Below are 18220 nucleotides of genomic sequence, written 5' to 3'. Positions count from 1 at the left end.
ATCGAGGCGGGAATCGGCTCGCCGTCGCCATAGCCCATGTCGTCGAACAGCAAGCCGAAATCGGGCTGATCGACGCCAAGCTGCTTCTGCACGGCGACCGACGTCAAGCCGATCTTGCAGCCGACGACGCGGCGCCCGGCCGCCAGATGCCGCTCGGTGTTGATACGCTGAATGGCGTAGGCGTCATCGATGGTGAGCGGCGCGTACGTGTCGCGCAGCGGGGCGATGAAGCGGTGCGAGCGCCCGGCGTCGTGCAGTGCGTCGGCCGCCTGCTGCAGGCGCGCCTGTGTGGCGGCGTCGCGCGGCGAGGTCGCGCTCATCGGGCGTCCGCCCTGGCCGGCGCCGCCGGCTCATCCTTGGTGTGCTCGCCCACCGCCCAGTGCGCGGCCGGTACTTGCGTCGCATACACGCGGATCGATTCGAGCGGTGCGCCGAGTGTCTCGTGGACGGTGCGTGCCACGGCCTTGACGCAGGCCTTCACGGTGGCGTCGTCGCGACCTTCCACCAAATGGATTTGTACGATTGGCATGAGGCTGTCCCCCTGAAAATGCCGAAAAGAAAGCTTTCGGAGGAAGCCATCATGCGCGCGCCGAGAGATACCGTCCAATACCTATTTTCCAGATTCCGATACTATTTCGGTATCACGTTATCCCGCCGGAACGGAGCCGTCCATGGACATCAAGCAAATGCGCTACTTTCTTGCCGTCGCGCAGGAAGGCCATTTCGGGCGGGCGGCACAGCGGCTGAACATGGCGCAGCCACCGCTCACCCGCCACATTCACGCGCTCGAAGCCCAGCTGGGCACACCGCTATTCGTGCGTACCCCCAAGGGCGCCACGCTGACCGCCGCGGGGCAGACGCTGCTTGCCGAAGTGCCGAACATCCTGGCGCTCGCACGCCGCGCCGAGGAGCAGACGCGCCTCGCCGGCGAAGGCTATATCGGACGGCTCGACGTCGGCATCTTCAGCTCGGGCATTCTCAACGCGATTCCGCGCTTGCTGGCGAGCTTTCATACCGAGCGCCCCGAAGTGAAGATCGGCCTGCACAACCTGTCGAAGACCGACCAGATCGCGGCGCTGCGCGAGCGGCGCATCGCCATTGGCTTCAATCGGCTGATTCCGGACGAGCCGGATCTCGTCGTCGACTGGATTCATCGCGAGCCGTTTCTCGTCGCGCTCTACGAAGGTCATCCGCTATGCGAGCGCGCGTTGCTGACCCTGGCGGATCTCGATAACGAGCGAATGATCCTGTATCCGAACGCCCCGGTGCCGGGACTCGCAGAGGAAGTCGCCGCCGCGTTTCGGGCCGAGGGCGTGACGTTGCGCGTGGAGCAGGAAGTGGAGGATGTCGTGACGTCGATCGCGCTCGTCGCGAGCCGCTTCGGCGTTTGCGTGACGACGGAGTCGGCGGCGAACCTGCGGCTACCCGGCGTGGTGTACCGACCGCTGAAATCACGACATCTGCGCGCCATCGAACTGAACTGCATGTACCGGCGCGACGACGATTCCCCGATTCTCAACGCCTTTCTCGCGCTCATCCGGCGCTCGCGCAATCGGCGTCACACCTTGGCGATGTAGCGCGTCGATCGATCCGGCGCTTCCGAGATCGGATGCAAACCGCCTGAATTGGATATCAATGAATGGCGGATTGTATCCAAAATGTCCTGTTCGACAATCCATCCCGTCTTCTCCCTTGCCGCCGACTCGCCCCTCGATTTGTCGATTCATCGCCGATTTTTTTAGATTTCAATCTGCGTAGTACTACGCATCATCGTTGTGACGACTCTTATTTCTTTTTTTCCGCCGTCTTGAAACGCTTTATTCATGCGGGTTTTACGGCATCTCTGGATAGCTATTCCAATTTAACGGCGGATTACGCTACTATGGCGCATCGTTTCTGTCGCCTGCGGCAGGAGTGAGCCAATACCGACCGGGTTCCGCCGTCGATCAAGCGCACCGCACGACCGGGTGCTCAAAAAATACAAATCAAGGAGATGTCCACGATGCAGTTCCGTCACAAATCCCTGTTCGTCGCCGCTGCGCTTGCCGTTCTCGGCACGGGCGCCAACGCCGAGACCGTCAAGATCGCCATCGCCGGCCCGTTCAGCGGCTCGGTCGCCCAATATGGCGACATGGTGAAGGCGGGTGCGCTGACCGCCATCGACGAAATCAATGCGGCAGGCGGGGCGAACGGCAACAAGCTGGAAGCCGTGATGATGGACGACGCGTGCGAGCCGAAGCAGGCCGTCGCCGTCGCCAACAAGATCGTCAGCCAGAAGATCAAGTACGTGATCGGTCACGTGTGCTCGGGCTCGACGATCCCGGCATCGGACATCTATGAGAACGAAGGCGTGGTGATGATTACGCCGTCGGCGACTGCACCGCAACTGACCGAAGGCAAGAAGCGTCACTTCATCTTCCGCACCATCGGCCGTGACGACCAGCAAGGTCCGGCGGCCGCGCAGTACATCATCAACAAGGTCAAGCCGAAGAAGGTGGCCGTGCTGCACGACAAGCAGTCGTACGGCCAGGGTATCGCCACGTCGGTGAAGAAGGACCTCGACGCCGCCAAGATCCCGGTTGTGCTGTTCGAAGGCATCAACGCCGGCGACTCCGACTACTCGGCCGTCATCACCAAGCTCAAGGCACAGGGCGTGGACTTCGTGTACTTCGGCGGCTATCACCCGGAAATGGGGCTGCTGCTGCGCCAGGCACGCGAACAAGGTGTGAAGGCCACGTTCATGGGTCCGGAAGGCGTGGGCAACAAGGACGTGACGGCGATCGCCGGCCCGGCCTCGGAAGGCATGCTCGTGACGCTGCCCGCCGACTTCGCGGCCGACCCGGCCAACGCCAAGCTGGTGAAGGCCTTCGCGAGCGCCAAGCGCGATCCGAACGGTCCGTTCCAGATGCCGGCCTACACGGCGGTGCAACTGATCGCCAAGAGCATTGCCGGCGCGAAGAGCACCGACTCGGAGAAGGTGGCCAAGTACCTGCACGCGAACACGTTCGACACGCCGATCGGCAAGGTGGCGTATGACGCGGCAGGCGATCTGAAGTCGTTCAAGTTCGTGGTCTACACCTGGCACAAAGACGCCACCAAGACCGCCGCCAACTGATTTCCTGACGCTTTACCGGCCAGCGAATCCCCCCAGCCGCCCGCCGTTCCCGGCGGGCGGCGTGCATTCGCGCTCGGCCACCGCTCGTCGCGAGGCTTCCCGCATGAACGAATTTTTCCCGCAGTTTGCCCAGCAACTGGTCAACGGCCTGACGCTGGGCGCGATTTACGCGTTGATTGCCATCGGCTACACGATGGTCTACGGCATCATCGGCATGATCAACTTTGCCCACGGCGAGATCTACATGATCGGCGCCTACGTCGGTCTCGTCACACTGACGGCCATCGGCACCGCAGCGGGTTACCCGTTGCCGCTCGTTTTGGGCGCGGCGCTGCTGGTCTCGGTGCTGATCACCGGCCTGTATGGCTTTGCGATCGAGCGGGTGGCGTATCGCCCGCTGCGCGGCGGCCCGCGTCTCGGACCGCTGATCTCCGCCATCGGCATGTCCATCTTCCTGCAAAACTACGTGCAGATCGGCCAGGGAGCGCGCGACGTGTCCGTGCCGATGCTGATCTCCGGCGCCATCGATATCCCGATGGGTGACTTCACGGTGACCATTCCCTACGCGCGCATGCTGATCGTAGGCGTGACCGTCGCGCTGATGATTCTGCTCACGCTGTTCATCGCCAACTCGCGCATGGGCCGCGCCTGCCGTGCCTGCGCCGAGGACATGCGCATGGCCAACCTGCTCGGCATCGATACGAACCGCGTGATCTCGTTCACCTTCGTGCTCGGCGCCATGCTCGCGGCCGTCGGCGGCGTGCTGATCGGCCTGACCATCGGCAAGCTCAATCCGTACATCGGCTTCATCGCCGGTATCAAGGCCTTCACGGCGGCGGTACTGGGCGGCATCGGCAGCGTTCCCGGCGCCATGCTGGGCGGTGTACTGCTGGGGCTGGCGGAAACGCTCGCCTCCGGCTACATGCCTTCCGAGTACAAGGACATCGTGGCGTTCTGCCTGCTGGTGCTGGTGCTGCTGTTCCGCCCCACCGGCCTGCTGGGCAAGCCCGACGTCGAGAAAGTCTGAGGTCGACCATGACACAACCCCTCACGCTCAAGTCCGGCGCCGCCCAACGCGCACCGGCCGGCGACACCCTCAAGGGTGCGGTCATCTCCGCACTCGTGACGATCGTGCTCACCGCCCCCATCCTCGGCCTGCAACTGAAGCTCGACGGCTACCGCGTCGTGATCGAGCAGCACTGGCGTCCGGTCTGGATCGCCGCGGCCGTCGTCTTCGTGTTCCAGATGCTCAAGCCGTTCCTGCTGCGCTCGACGCGTGCCATCACGCTGCCGGCCATCCCCACCCTGGGACGCCGTCAGCAACTGAGCGCCATGTGGGTGCTGCTCGCCATCGGGCTCGCGTGGCCGTTCGTCGGCTCGCGCGGCGCGGTGGATGTGGCGACGCTGGCCCTCATCTACTGCGTGCTCGGCCTGGGCCTGAACATCGTCGTGGGATTCGCCGGTCTGCTCGATCTGGGCTACGTCGGCTTCTACGCGGTCGGCGGCTATACATATGCCCTGCTCAACCAGTACTTCGGCCTGACCTTTTGGGAATGCCTGCCGATTGCCGCACTCATGTCCGCCACCTTCGGGTTCCTGCTCGGCTTCCCGGTGCTGCGCCTGCGGGGTGACTATCTGGCCATCGTGACGCTCGGCTTCGGGGAAATCATCCGCCTGCTGCTGAACAACCTGACGAGCCTGACCGGTGGACCGGACGGCGTCTCGGGCATTCCGAAGCCCAGTGTCTTCGGCATCGAGATGGCGCGATCATCGAGTGTCGATGGCGTGAAGACGTTCCACGAACTGATCGGCTTGCCGTACGACGGCTCGCACATGGTGATCTACCTCTACCTGCTGGCGTTTGCGTTAGTGGGCTTCACGCTGTTTGTCACTAGCCGCCTGATCCGCATGCCGATTGGCCGCGCCTGGGAAGCGTTGCGCGAAGATGAAATCGCGTGCCGCTCGCTCGGCCTGAACCCCACGCGCATCAAGCTCTCCGCGTTCACACTCGGGGCATCGTTCGCCGGGCTCGCCGGTGCATTCTTTGCCGCACGTCAGGGGCTGGTCACGCCCGAATCGTTCACATTCATCGAATCGGCGCTGATCCTCGCCGTGGTCGTGCTCGGTGGCATGGGCTCGCAAATCGGCGTGATTCTCGCGGCGATTCTGCTGACCGTCCTGCCGGAAGTCGCGCGCGACTTTGCCGAATACCGCATGCTGATTTTCGGCCTGGTGATGGTACTGATGATGATGTGGCGTCCGCAGGGCCTGTTGCCCGCCACCCGCCCGCACGTGGAGTTGCCGCAATGAGTGCAGCACTGTTGAAACTCTCCGGCCTGCAGATGCGCTTCGGCGGTCTGCTGGCCGTCGATGGCGTCGATTTCGACGTCCGCCCGCACGAAGTCTTCGCCATCATCGGCCCGAACGGCGCCGGCAAGACGACCGTCTTCAATTGCGTTGGCGGCTTCTATCGCCCCACGGGCGGCTCGATCACGCTCGACGGCGACAACATCACCGGCCTGCCGAGCCATAGCGTGGCGCGACGTGGCCTCGTACGCACGTTCCAGAACATCCGCCTGTTCCGCCAGTTGACGGTGGTGGAGAACCTGCTCGTTGCACAGCACATGCGCGTGCATAGCGGCTTTCTGCAAGGGCTGTTCTCGACGAACGCGTTCCGTCGCGCCGAACGCGCGGCGCTCGAGCGCGCCAAGGCGTGGCTCGACCGGTTGGGCCTGACGGCCGTCGCCAACCGCGAGGCCGGCACGCTGTCGTACGGACACCAGCGACGTCTCGAAATTGCACGCTGCATGATCACGGAACCGCGTCTGCTCATGCTCGACGAACCGGCCGCCGGCCTCAATCCGCAAGAGAAGGTCGAGTTGCAGCAACTCGTCGACAACCTGCGTCACGAGTTCGGCATTTCAGTGCTGCTGATCGAGCACGACATGAGCCTCGTCATGGGCGTGTCGGACCGGATTCTCGTGATGGAACACGGCAAGCCGATCATGACCGGCAAGCCCGACGAGGTGCGGCGCGACCCGCGCGTCATCAAGGCCTACCTCGGGGAGGAATAATGCTCAAGCTGGAACAAATCCATACCCATTACGGGGCTGTCGAGGCGCTCTCGGGCGTGTCGATCGAAGTGAACAAGGGCGAGATCGTCACGCTCATCGGCAGTAACGGCGCGGGCAAGACGACGTTGATGATGACCGTGTGCGGCACGCCGCGCGCATCGAGCGGACGTGTCATGTTCGAAGATCGCGACATCACGGGATGCGCCACGCACGACATCATGCGCATGGGGCTGGCGATTTCACCGGAAGGCCGCCGGGTATTTCCGAGTCTGACGGTCATCGAGAACCTGAAGATGGGCGGCTTTTTCGCCTCCAAGGATCAGATCGACGCCGGGATGGACCACGTGTTCAAACTGTTCCCGCGGCTCGCGCAGCGCGGCAAGCAGCGCGCGGGCACGATGTCGGGCGGCGAACAGCAGATGCTGGCCATCGGGCGGGCGCTGATGAGCCGTCCGCGCCTGCTGTTGCTCGACGAACCGACGCTCGGCCTGGCACCGCTCGTGATCGCGCAGATCTTCGACATCATTCGCGCGATTCGCGAAGAAGGCGTCACCGTGTTTCTGGTGGAGCAAAACGCGAACAAGGCGTTGAACGTGGCCGATCGCGGCTATGTGCTCGAGACCGGTCGCGTCGTGCTCGCCGACTCGGCCGAGAACCTGCTCGCGAACGACGACATCAAACGCGCGTATCTCGGCGCGTGACGTAGCGCGCCGCGGCCCAGCGCACGGACGTTCGGCGTCAAAATGAGACATGGGGACGCACCCTTCGGTGGCGTCCTCATGTTCTCATGCGGCAAGGCGCACCCGCGGCCCACACGTCGCCCGGATTGGCACGTCACGCGGTTCACTGGCCCCACCCGATCCGGATTCGCGCACTTGCGAGATTCGGACGCAGACGGACACCCGCTTGGCGTAGAATAGAGCCTTTCCAAATTCCGCCCCGCGTTGTCCGCTATGCCGTTGGCCACTACAGAAGAAATCATTGCCGAGCTGAAGGCCGGCCGCATGGTTGTCCTCGTCGACGAGGAAGACCGCGAAAACGAAGGCGACCTGGTCATGGCGGCCGAGTTCGCGACGCCTGAAGCCATCAACTTCATGGCCAAATACGGCCGCGGCCTGATTTGCCTCACGCTCACGCAGGCGCGTTGCAAGCAGCTCAACCTGCCGCTGATGACCTACCGCAACGGGACCCAGTACGGCACCGCGTTCACGCTGTCGATCGAAGCGGCCGAAGGCGTCACCACGGGCATCTCGGCAGCGGATCGCGCCCACACGGTGCAGACGGCCATTGGCCGCGACGCGCGTCCGGAGGACATCGTCCAGCCGGGTCATGTGTTCCCGATCATGGCGCAGCCCGGCGGCGTGTTGGTGCGCGCCGGTCACACCGAAGCCGGTTGCGACCTGACGGCCATGGCCGGCCTCACGCCCGCCGCCGTCATCTGCGAAATCATGAACGACGACGGCACGATGGCACGCCTGCCGCAGTTGCTGGAGTTCGCCGAGCAGCACAACATCAAGATCGGTACGATCGTCGATCTGATCCACTACCGCAGCCGCACCGAATCGATGATCGAGACGGTCGCCACGCGCGAAATGCAAACGGCCTGGGGCCCGTTCCAGGCCACGCTTTACCGCGACAAGCCGAGCGGCAATCCGCACCTCGCGCTGGTGCGCGGGGTTCCGAACCCAGCCGACGAAACGCTCGTGCGCGTGCACGAACCGCTCTCGGTGCTCGATCTGCTCGAGACCGGCGTGTCGACCCACTCCTGGACCCTCGCGGGCGCGATGCAAGCGATTGCCGAGGCGGACAAAGGGGTTGTCGTGCTGCTGAACTGCGTGGAGACGCCCGAGCATCTGTTCAATCAGTTCGAAGCGCTCGACGAAACCGAGCAGGCGGCGCGCGCCAAGCGCCGCCCTGTGGACTTCCGCACGCACGGCGTTGGCGCGCAAATCTTGCGCGAGCTGGGCGTCGGTAAAATGCGGGTGCTCTCGAGCCCGCGCAAAATCCCCAACATGGCAGGTTATGGCCTGGAGGTCACCGGCTTCCAGCCGATGCCCGGCGCACCGGGCGCCTGAATAGTCTTGTATCGATGGCCCGCCCGCCAGTGGCAGCGGGGCATCACCTTGCCGAGCCATGCCTGTCTCGGGCATGCCGGCACAACGTTGGCCGCACCGCCTGGACGGTACTTTTTTAGAGGAAGCCCATTATGGACATCGGACAATATCAGCCCGAACTCGACGGTGAAGGCCTGCGCATAGGCATTGTGCAAGCACGATTCAACGACGCCGTTTGCACGGCACTTCGCGCCGCTGCCGTGGCCGAACTCGACCGCCTCGGCGTCGATGGCGACGACGTGCTGCTCGTCACGGTGCCCGGCGCATTGGAAATTCCGCTGGCATTGCAGAAGATGGCCGAATGCGGCCAGTTCGACGCGCTGATCGCGCTCGGCGCAGTCATTCGCGGCGAGACATATCACTTCGAACTGGTCTCGAACGAGAGCGGTGCCGGCATTTCGCGTATTGGTCTCGACTTCGGCATTCCCATCGCCAATGCGGTGCTCACGACCGAGAACGACGAACAGGCCGAAGCGCGCGCCGCCGAAAAGGGCCGCGACGCCGCCCGCGTGGCGGTGGAAATGGCCAATCTGCTCGAAGCGATCGACATGCTCGGTGGCGACGACGGATTGGACGAAGACGAAGACGAAGAAGAGGAAAATCGGTAATGAAGAGTGCTCGCCGCCGCGCGCGCGAATTTGCGTTGCAAGGGTTGTATCAATGGCTGCTCTCGCGCGACCACGCGGGTGAGATCGATGCGCACCTGCGCACCACCCCCGGCTACGACAAGGCCGACCGCACGCACCTGGATGCCCTGTTGCACGGCAGCATCCGTGAGGCGGACGCCTTGTCGCAGCAACTCCAGCCCTACCTCGACCGCCCGGCCGCCGAACTGTCGCCGGTCGAGCATGGCGTGCTGGTCATTGGTGCCTACGAACTGATTCACCACCTGGACATTCCGTACCGCGTGGTCATCAACGAGGCGGTCGAACTCGCCAAGACCTTTGGCGGTGTCGAAGGCTTTCGCTACGTGAATGGCGTCCTCGACAAGTTGGCCGCGGAAGTGCGGCCAGACGAAGTCGCCGCGAATCGCAATGGCGGCCGCGGCAAAAGCGCATAGCCCTACGCGAGGGCTGCGCAAGGTATCGCAGGCCGGCCGGCCTGACGATTCCTCCCGCGTCGCGTGCACGCCGAACGGGGCAATCGCCCCGTAGCGTTCGCCCCGCACAAGTCCCCCACCTTCTCCTTCCTGTCTCCCCCCCCGACATCATGGATCGAACGCCCGACCTCGCCCCCGCCGCACTGAAGCTGGCGCAACGTGTCGACGACATCGCCCCGTTTCACGTCATGGAGCTGGCCAAGCAGGCTGCGCTGCGCGAAAAGGCGGGGCATCGCGTCATTCACATGGGCATCGGCGAGCCGGACTTCACGGCGCCCGAGGCAGTGATCGAGGCGGCGGTGAAGGCTATGCGCGACGGGCGAACCCAATACACGGGGGCGATGGGCATCCCCGCCCTGCGGGAGGCCATCGCCGGTTATTACCGTAGCTTTTACGGCGTGGAGGTCGAACCGTCGCGTATCGTCGTGACGGCCGGTGCATCGGCCGCCCTCGTGTTGGCGTGTGCCGCGCTGGTCGGCGTGGGCGACGAAGTGCTCATGCCGGATCCCTGCTATCCGTGCAACCGCCATTTCGTCTCCACGTTCGACGGAAAACCCGTGTTGATCCCCTCGGGCCCCGCGGAGCGCTTCCAGTTGACGGCCGAGCGCATCGAATCCCATTGGGGCGCGGCGACGAAAGGGGTGCTCCTCGCCTCGCCGTCGAATCCAACGGGCACGTCCATCGAGACGGCGGAATTGGCCCGCATCGTCAAAGCCGTGCGCGCGCGCGGCGGCTTCACGCTTGTCGACGAGATCTATCAGGGCCTGTCCTACGACAGCCAGCCCACCACGGCGCTGACCTTCGGCGACGACGTCCTGGTCGTGAGCAGCTTCTCGAAGTACTTCAATATGACAGGCTGGCGCCTTGGTTGGCTGGTCGTGCCGCCGTCGATGGTGTCGACGTTCGAGAAGCTCGCGCAGAATCTGTTCATCTGCCCCTCCGCCGTGGCGCAACACGCGGCGACGGCCTGCTTCCAACCGGAAACGATGGCGATCTTCGAGGCGCGCAAGAATGCCTTCCGTGAGCGACGCGACTACATCGTGCCGGCGCTCGAGCGCCTTGGCTTCCAGGTGCCCGTGATGCCTGACGGCGCGTTTTACGTCTACGCGGACTGCACCGGCGTATCGCATCCGGACGCCGCCGACAGCGACCGCCTCACGCAGTCTCTCTTGCAACAAGCCGACGTCGTGCTCGTGCCGGGACTCGATTTTGGTTTTTCCGAGCCGCGCCGCTACATCCGATTGTCATATGCCACGTCGCTCGATCAATTGCACGAGGCGATGGACCGCATCGAACGGGTGTTCGCTGCCGGCTGAGTCGCCGGCCAGCCCCGTATTCGGGACGCAGAAACAAAAAAACCCATCGAATCACTTCGATGGGTTTTTTCTTGGGCCGCGATGGCGCTCTCTATAGAGAACCGTCGCGTGCCGACGGCTCGACGGGAAAAACGATGCACCGGCCCAGGCACACCACGCCGCCGATGGCCGATCAGGCGGCGGTGCTGTCGTCCGCTTCGAGCGACTTGGCGGCCGCCTTGCCCACCGAGGCCGCCGGCGTCGCCACCGAATCCGTCGGTTCGCCCGACTTGCCAGCCGAGACCGGTTTCGCCACAGGCTTGGCCGAGCTGACGATAACCGGCGCTTGCGGCGCGTTCGGCGAGACCTTGTGTCCCATGGCAACGCTACGCAGTCGATCGCGCTCGGCGAGTACCTTGGCACCGTATCCACCGTCGCCTGCGCTGGTCGACCCCACATAGCGGCGCAGACCACCAGCGAGCGAGCCGCCGCTGGCGATACATTCCTTCAGGATCAGCGCACCCACCTTGATGTTGGCAATGGGGTGCAGGGCCGCCTCGGGACCGCCGAAGTACTCAAGCTTGTCACGATGCACCTTCGACATCACCTGCATGAGGCCCTGCGCACCCACGGTACTTTCGGCGTACGGGTTGAAGCCCGACTCGATGGCCATCACAGCCAGCAGCAGCAGCGGATCGAGGCCGACTTCCTTGCCGGTCGAGTACGCCGCGCGCACGAGGTTGCCCGTGACGTCTCCGGCCACGCGATAGCGACGTGCCAGATAGTCGGCGACGGCGATTTGCTCGCGCGAGTCCAGCGGCTTGGTGGCGCGCGCATCGGCGGCCACACGCTGATTCGGAATATAGGCCGCGAGCACGGCGGCCGACGGCACGTGCTGCGCCGCTTGCGCCATCATCGACGCGTCCGACGGCGAGCGCTCAGCGACCACAGCGCCGTTGCCGCCCGGATCGGCCGCATGGGCGGATCCCGTGGCGGCCTCGAGCAGCGGACCGACTTGCGACGCCAGATCGGCGCGCCACGTCGGCTGCGCCCACAGCGCCAGCGTGCCGACCACGGCAACCAGGCCCACCGCGCTGGACGTATAGAGTCCAACACGACCGCCGTGCCATGCGAGGCGACGCCAATCGCGACGAGCCAAGGCTACCGTTGCCGTACCTCGCGCGCCGAGCGCACGAATCACGGCCAGTAGCCAGGGTGATAAACCAGACTTCTTCATACTACGTACTCCGGTTACGCCGTCACCACGGGGTGGCCCCGGGGCGTATGGAAATGAGCCGCGATGCCCGCCAGGCATCCCGTGTAACGCTCATTTACGGCATAGGGAACAAGGCGGGGCATCGTGTGTGTCTTGGACGATGCCACTACCGCCGCAGCACGCCGACCTGTTCAGGTCTCTGGCGCTGACGAGCTATTGCCCGCGCTGCTTCCTAAAACACTGGTTTCCCGACCTCGGTGAGAAAACCAGCGACTGAAAATCCACGTCAATGTTGTAGTTGTCGCTAAGCTTGAGCGGGTCGGCCTACCCGTCTTCAAAGCCGCCTTTTTGGATTCAACGGGCGGATTGTAGCAGCCATATATAAACAGTCAATACTATTATCACGACAGAACATTACCAAAAGTAATTTGTAACAGCTGTTTTGCCGTGACGTCTGGACACCTTGACCGGTAAAATGCCCTGCCTAAACCCCGCGTTTACAAGGGTGTCACTCCGACTTTCCTGGAATTCAAACGGCCGTTTTCACCGGCCGTATGAATTCCGTAAAAATTTTTGGTAACGGTTTGTTTCATGAAATATGTCGATCTTCGTGACTTCACCGCGCAACTGGAGCGATCCGGCCAGCTTCGTCGCATAGACGTGCCGGTATCGCCGGTGCTGGAGATGACGGCGCTCGCCGACCGCGTCCTCAAAGCGGCCGGCCCGGCGCTGTGGTTTGCGCGGCCGACCGGTTACGACATGCCCGTGCTGGCCAACTTGTTTGGCACCCCTGAACGAGTGGCGCTCGGCATGGGCGTCGATAAAGGCGAGAACGCGCTCGGTTCGTTGCGCGATATCGGTCGCCTGCTCTCGACGCTCAAAGAACCCGAACCGCCACGCGGGCTCAAGGATGCGGGCAAGCTGCTGGGCATGGCCAAGGCCGTTTGGGACATGGCGCCCAAGGAAGTCGGCAGCCCGGTGTGTCAGGAGATCGTCTGGGAGGGCGACGATGTCGACCTCGCGCGGCTGCCGATTCAGACCTGTTGGCCCGGCGATGCCGCCCCGCTCATCACGTGGGGCCTGGTCATTACCAAAGGGCCGCATCGCAAACGCCAGAATCTCGGCATCTACCGCCAACAGGTCATCGGACGCAACCAGGTCATCATGCGCTGGCTCGCCCACCGGGGCGGTGCGCTCGACTTCCGCGAGTTCGCACAGGCGAACCCCGGCAAGCCTTTTCCGATGGCCGTCGCACTGGGCGCCGATCCGGCGACGATGCTCGGCGCCGTCACCCCCGTGCCCGATTCGCTGTCCGAGTATCAGTTTGCGGGCTTGCTGCGCGGCAGCCGCACTGAGCTGGCCAAGTGTTTGACACCGGGATTGGAGTCGCTGCGCGTTCCCGCACGTGCCGAGATCGTGCTCGAAGGCTTCATTTACCCCGCCGCGACACTGCCGCGCGCACCCGATGGCGCACCGCCGCCGCCGTCGCGCGGCGCGACAGCGGGTTACGCCCATGCGCTCGAAGGCCCCTACGGCGATCACACCGGCTACTACAACGAGCAGGAGTGGTTCCCGGTGTTCACGATTGAGCGCATTACCCTGCGCCGTAACGCGGTCTATCACTCCACCTACACGGGCAAACCGCCCGATGAGCCGGCCGTGCTCGGCGTCGCGCTCAACGAAGTCTTCGTGCCGCTGCTGCAGAAGCAATTCCCCGAGATCACGGATTTCTATCTGCCTCCGGAAGGCTGTAGCTACCGAATGGCCATCGTGCAGATGAAGAAGGCGTATCCGGGGCATGCCAAGCGCGTGATGTTCGGCGTCTGGAGTTTCCTGAGGCAATTCATGTATACGAAGTTCATCGTCGTGGTCGACGAGGACGTCGATATCCGGGATTGGAAGGAAGTCATCTGGGCCATCACCACGCGCGTCGATCCGACCCGGGATACGACGCTCGTCGACCAGACCCCCATCGACTATCTCGATTTCGCGTCGCCCACGGCAGGACTGGGCTCGAAGATGGGGATCGACGCGACCAACAAATGGCCCGGCGAAACGTCGCGCGAATGGGGACGCCCCATCGAAATGACCGCCGACATCGATGCGCGTATGGCTACCCTATACGCGGATCTCGGCTTGTAAGCACGGTCCGGGGGCCGGGGCGCACCGAGCGTCCTACCCCCTCCCCCGGCATCTGACAGCGACATCACACCGCGCCGTGCCCAGTGGCGAATTCGCGCCTCATTCGGGTCCGATATTCATCTGACCCTTTAATAATCTGTAATAAGGGCTTTCCCGCCCCCTGAGATCCGCATGCTGACTGGCTTGCGCGCATTTCGACCTGATGTCGGCGAACCCGATCCCATCGCGAAAGTGTCACAAAGTCCCACACAACGCCATTCCCTCGGGTAGAATCGCGCTTTTTTTCGCGAATGGGAACTCCGACCCCAATTCGGGGTAGCCGCGCTCGCAAGTACGCCGCGACGTGGAAATCGTTCGATATTCGCGAAACTCAGTAGCAGAAGTCAGAAGTCGCGCCCCGCCAGCGCCGCCCCCGAACCGTCAGGCCCGTGCTGACGGCGACCGGCCTGCGGGAAATTTGTCCGCCCTCGCGCAGCGTACCGCCCGCCCTCATCGGGACCGGTGCCTGCCCCCCCCGGGCGTGGAGAAGACATCGAATGGATAACAATCAACCCCTCATGCGTAACATCGGGCCCTTCGCCCTGATGTTGACCGGTCTTGGCTCGATCATCGGCTCCGGCTGGTTGTTCGGTGCCTGGAAGGCCGCCAAGATCGCCGGCCCCGCCGCCCTTTTCGCGTGGCTCATCGGCGCCGTCGTCATCCTGGCCATCGCGCTCACTTACGCCGAACTCGGCGCGATGTTCCCCGAGTCAGGCGGCATGGTCCGCTACTCGCGTTATTCGCACGGCAGCCTCGTCGGCTTCATCGCCGCGTGGGCCAACTGGATTGCCATCGTCTCGGTTATTCCGATCGAGGCCGAAGCATCGATTCAGTATATGAGTACGTGGCCGTACGACTGGACGCACGCCCTGTTTGTCGACGGCACGCTCAGCACGAGCGGCCTCATGCTCTCCGCGCTGCTCGTGATCGGCTACTTCATGCTCAACTACTGGGGCGTGAAACTGTTCGCGCGCGCCAACACGGCCATCACGTTGTTCAAGTTCGCCATTCCGGCATTGACCATTGCCGGCCTGATGATCGCGGGCTTCCACCCGGGCAACTTCAACGTGGCGGAGCACGGCGGTTTCGCGCCGAACGGCATGTCGGCGGTGTTCACCGCCGTCGCCACGTCGGGCATCGTGTTCGCGTTCAATGGCTTCCAAAGTCCGGTGAACCTCGCGGGCGAAGCACGCGACCCGGGGCGCAGCATCCCGTTCGCGGTGGTCGGCTCGATCCTGCTCGCCACCGTCATTTACCTGCTGCTGCAAGTGGCCTACATCGGTGCGCTCTCCCCCGAACAGCTGGCCGGCGGCTGGCACATGGTGAGCTTCAGCTCGCCGTTCGCGGAATTGGCGATCGCACTCGGCCTGAACTGGCTGGCCATCGTGCTGTATTTCGATGCTTTCCTGAGCCCGAGCGGCACCGGCACCACCTATATGGCCACCACGAGCCGCATGATCTACGCGATGGAGCGCAACCGCACATTGCCCGCGATCCTCGGTCACGTGCATCCGCTGTATGGCGTGCCGCGCCCGGCGATGTGGTTTAACCTGGCGATCTCGTTCATCTTCATGTTCTTCTTCCGCGGCTGGGACTCGCTGGCCGCCGTGATCTCGGTCGCGACCGTGATCTCGTACCTGACGGGCCCGATCAGCGTGATGGCGCTGCGTCGCTCGGCCCCCGAGCTGCACCGTCCACTGCGCCTGCGAGGCCTGTCACTGATCGCACCGTTCGCCTTCGTGTGCGCGTCGCTGATTCTTTACTGGGCTCGCTGGCCGCTCACGGGCCAGATCATCGTACTGGTGATCGTGGCGTTGCCCGTCTACTTCTACTATCAGGCGAAGGATCGGTGGCAGGGTTTCGGCCGTGACCTCAAGGCATCGTGGTGGCTGATCGGCTACCTGCCGGCGATGGCGCTGTGCTCGTATATCGGCAGCAAGGAGTTCGGCGGTCTTGGCCTGCTGCCGTATGGCTGGGATATGGTGATTGTGGCCGCCATGTCGCTTGCGTTCTATCACTGGGGCGTGAAGGCCGGCTGGCGTACGCCGTACCTGGCGGGTGAGCGTGAAGAAGACGTCGCCAGCATGGAAGGCATGCCCGCGCTCTCGCACTAAGCGCTCCGAACATCGGCAGCGCCGACGGAAAAGCCCGCCTGCAATGCATTTGCGGCGGGCTTTTTTTACGTCATGTGCGGCATGCCGGGCACGCTCACCGGTGGGCGCGCCTACGCTCGACGAACAGGCTGTTGCCGAGCGCGCGCTTGGCCATCTTCTTGGCGTCGGCGGCCGCGGCCGAGACTTCCACGTGCGAGGGAAAGCTCTCCGGCGTGACCGCCACCACGCCGATCGACAAGCTCGTGATCGGGTGAAAGATGATCATGCCGCGACGATCTTCCGCTTCGAACCCGCCCGCCGCGATCTGATCCGGATGGAAGTATTCCGTCACGGCCTCGCCGAAGCGCCTGAGCGCCTCGCGGCAACGCGCCTCCCAATCGGGGCTGCGAAACACCACCAGAAAGTCGTCGCCACCGATGTGACCAAGGAAGTCGCGCTCAGGGTTGCGCACCGCCATGAGCACGCGCGCGACCAGTTGGATCAGGTCGTCGCCGCGCCGGTAGCCGAACACGTCGTTGAACGGCTTGAAGTTATCGAGATCGACATAGCAGGCGAAGAACGACTGCCGCTCACCGATCATGCGATCCATGTAGTCGTCGATCGGCACGTTGCCCGGCAGCAGCGTGAGCGGGTTGGCGTACCGCGCCGCGTCGAGCTGCATATCGGTGATGTGACGCATCAGCGCGTGGCCCTGCGCCACGCCCAGATATCGCCCTTGATCGGTGACGATCAAACCGCCCGCGATTTGCCGGCTGGCGCCTTCGGCAATCATGCGGCTCAGATCCTCAATGCGCGCGCTCTTGTCGAATGTGAGCGGGCGCGGCTCCATCACGGCCGAGCAAGGCTTGCGTCCGTAGAGTTCACGCGTAAAAGGCCGAGCGAACCGGCCGATCAGCGACGCGCGTCCGATCAATCCCACGGCACGGTCATGCTCGACCACCGGCAGCACGTCGAGCGTCGCATCGCTCTCGAAACGCGCCACGACATCTTCGCTGCGGATCTCCGGTGAGACTGGCTGCACATACGACGCGATTCGCTCCAGCGTCACATTGCCCGCACCGAGTTGACTCGGTTGTTGATGTACATAGGCGCGGCGCTCGTTGACAACCGCCCGCACGTGGGCCGTGATCGCCCGTTGCGGCTTCGCTTCCGGGCGCGCGATGAAATACCCCTGACCGAGGAAGATGCCGAGATCGCGCACGACCTGCAATTCCTCGGCGTGCTCGATGCCCTCCGCGATGACCCGCGTGCCGCTCGCCTCCGCGATCTGGCGCATCGACCGCACGAACTGGAGTTTGACGGTGTCGGTGTCGATGCCGTCGACGAAATGCCGGTCAATCTTGACGTAATCGGGCCGCAGCTCGGACCACAGCCGCAGGCTCGCATAGCCCTCGCCCATATCGTCGAGCGCCACTTCGAAACCCAGCGCGCGATACGCCGTGAGCGAAGCGCGCGTGCTTGCCAGATCCAGCGCAGGCGCATGCTCCGTGAGTTCGAGCACGACACGCTCGGGGGCGAGGCGCAGCGGCTGGAGCATGGCAAACGTTTCGTCGAGACCCAGCGATTCGCTCAGGCCGCCGACCGGGTGCGCTCGAGTGACCGGACCGATGTTCAGGAAGAGGCGTTCCGGCAGGTCCTGCTCGACGAAGCCACGCAGCACCGTGCGACGGCAAGCCAGTTCGAGCGGCGCGAGCAGACCGTGGCGACGCGCGGCGGCGAACAGCGCCAGCGGCGAATGGATCGCCGTGCCGGCGGGCCCCCGCACCAGCCCCTCGTAGCCGGCAACGCCCGACGTGCGAAAGTCGAGAATCGGCTGGAACACGCAGGTCAGACCGATACCCTCGCACAGCTCGGCGAGCCATGCGGCCTCGTCGGGTTCCGCATCGGGCACTGACGCCGCGACGGACGTCGATATCGCATCGTGCAGTGTTCCAGGCGCGGCAAAGCGCTCCGGCGGACGTATCGCGACAGGCGGGGGAAGGTTCAACGGGAACTCCGTAGGTCGGTGCGGT

The 18220-nt window shown here is 64.0% G+C and carries 16 protein-coding genes; 12 read left to right on the top strand and 4 right to left on the bottom strand.

The window, feature by feature from the left end:
* Together A985_RS28755 and A985_RS0120745 are read right to left on the bottom strand one after the other, a co-directional pair.
* Positions 1-320, bottom strand: a 320-nt coding sequence (locus A985_RS28755; RefSeq protein WP_369751616.1) for a 2-keto-4-pentenoate hydratase, incomplete at its 3' end; no start/stop codon positions are given.
* A complete protein-coding gene (locus A985_RS0120745) occupies positions 317-529 on the bottom strand; it encodes a tautomerase family protein (RefSeq protein ID WP_017235294.1) in 213 nt (70 codons plus the stop codon). The genes A985_RS28755 and A985_RS0120745, both read right to left, overlap by 4 nt.
* 142 nt (positions 530-671) lie before the next feature.
* Here A985_RS0120745 and A985_RS0120740 point away from each other — a divergent pair, with 142 nt between their 5' ends.
* From A985_RS0120740 to A985_RS0120695, 10 genes are all read left to right on the top strand, one after another.
* Positions 672-1577, top strand: coding sequence for a LysR substrate-binding domain-containing protein (locus A985_RS0120740; RefSeq protein WP_017235293.1), 906 nt, complete (start codon positions 672-674; stop codon positions 1575-1577).
* A 425-nt stretch (positions 1578-2002) separates the two neighbouring features.
* Positions 2003-3115, top strand: a complete 1113-nt coding sequence (locus A985_RS0120735) for a branched-chain amino acid ABC transporter substrate-binding protein (protein WP_017235292.1) — start codon at positions 2003-2005, stop codon at positions 3113-3115.
* Between the two features lie 103 nt (positions 3116-3218).
* Positions 3219-4142 carry a high-affinity branched-chain amino acid ABC transporter permease LivH gene (gene livH / locus A985_RS0120730; RefSeq protein WP_017235291.1) on the top strand — a complete coding sequence of 308 codons (924 nt, stop codon included), beginning with the start codon at positions 3219-3221 and terminating at the stop codon, positions 4140-4142.
* Between the two features lie 8 nt (positions 4143-4150).
* Positions 4151-5425 carry a high-affinity branched-chain amino acid ABC transporter permease LivM gene (locus tag A985_RS0120725; protein ID WP_017235290.1) on the top strand — a complete coding sequence of 425 codons (1275 nt, stop codon included), beginning with the start codon at positions 4151-4153 and terminating at the stop codon, positions 5423-5425.
* Positions 5422-6189, top strand: a complete 768-nt coding sequence (gene livG / locus A985_RS0120720; RefSeq protein WP_017235289.1) for a high-affinity branched-chain amino acid ABC transporter ATP-binding protein LivG — start codon at positions 5422-5424, stop codon at positions 6187-6189. Before A985_RS0120725 ends, livG begins: the two co-directional genes overlap by 4 nt.
* Complete coding sequence (locus tag A985_RS0120715) at positions 6189-6890, top strand: ABC transporter ATP-binding protein (RefSeq protein ID WP_017235288.1); 702 nt, start codon at positions 6189-6191, stop codon at positions 6888-6890. Before livG ends, A985_RS0120715 begins: the two co-directional genes overlap by 1 nt.
* A 252-nt stretch (positions 6891-7142) precedes the next feature.
* Positions 7143-8264 carry a bifunctional 3,4-dihydroxy-2-butanone-4-phosphate synthase/GTP cyclohydrolase II gene (ribBA, locus tag A985_RS0120710; protein WP_017235287.1) on the top strand — a complete coding sequence of 374 codons (1122 nt, stop codon included), beginning with the start codon at positions 7143-7145 and terminating at the stop codon, positions 8262-8264.
* Positions 8265-8395: 131 nt separating this feature from the next.
* The gene (ribH, locus tag A985_RS0120705) at positions 8396-8911 is read left to right on the top strand and encodes a 6,7-dimethyl-8-ribityllumazine synthase (protein WP_017235286.1); all 516 of its coding nucleotides are present in this window, start codon (positions 8396-8398) and stop codon (positions 8909-8911) included.
* Positions 8911-9363, top strand: a complete 453-nt coding sequence (gene nusB / locus A985_RS0120700) for a transcription antitermination factor NusB (RefSeq protein ID WP_017235285.1) — start codon at positions 8911-8913, stop codon at positions 9361-9363. The genes ribH and nusB overlap by 1 nt, the downstream gene beginning before the upstream one ends.
* Positions 9364-9512: 149 nt before the next feature.
* Positions 9513-10718 carry a pyridoxal phosphate-dependent aminotransferase gene (locus A985_RS0120695; RefSeq protein WP_017235284.1) on the top strand — a complete coding sequence of 402 codons (1206 nt, stop codon included), beginning with the start codon at positions 9513-9515 and terminating at the stop codon, positions 10716-10718.
* A 172-nt stretch (positions 10719-10890) separates the two neighbouring features.
* On the opposite strand, the gene A985_RS26480 is transcribed toward A985_RS0120695, so the two are convergent.
* A complete protein-coding gene (locus A985_RS26480) occupies positions 10891-11934 on the bottom strand; it encodes a lytic transglycosylase domain-containing protein (protein WP_051060320.1) in 1044 nt (347 codons plus the stop codon).
* Between the two features lie 570 nt (positions 11935-12504).
* Here A985_RS26480 and A985_RS0120685 point away from each other — a divergent pair.
* Positions 12505-14055, top strand: coding sequence for a UbiD family decarboxylase (locus A985_RS0120685; protein ID WP_017235282.1), 1551 nt, complete (start codon positions 12505-12507; stop codon positions 14053-14055).
* 536 nt (positions 14056-14591) lie between these two features.
* Positions 14592-16208 carry an APC family permease gene (locus A985_RS0120680; protein WP_017235281.1) on the top strand — a complete coding sequence of 539 codons (1617 nt, stop codon included), beginning with the start codon at positions 14592-14594 and terminating at the stop codon, positions 16206-16208.
* 94 nt (positions 16209-16302) lie between these two features.
* Here A985_RS0120680 and A985_RS0120675 read toward each other — a convergent pair whose 3' ends face one another.
* A complete protein-coding gene (locus A985_RS0120675; RefSeq protein ID WP_017235280.1) occupies positions 16303-18195 on the bottom strand; it encodes an EAL domain-containing protein in 1893 nt (630 codons plus the stop codon).
* Positions 18196-18220: the final 25 nt, after the last annotated feature.

Source organism: Pandoraea sp. B-6 (assembly GCF_000282835.1).
GTDB lineage: Bacteria > Pseudomonadota > Gammaproteobacteria > Burkholderiales > Burkholderiaceae > Pandoraea > Pandoraea cepalis.
Note: the sequence above shows the minus strand (reverse complement) of the source record. Positions and strands in the feature narration are given on the sequence as shown.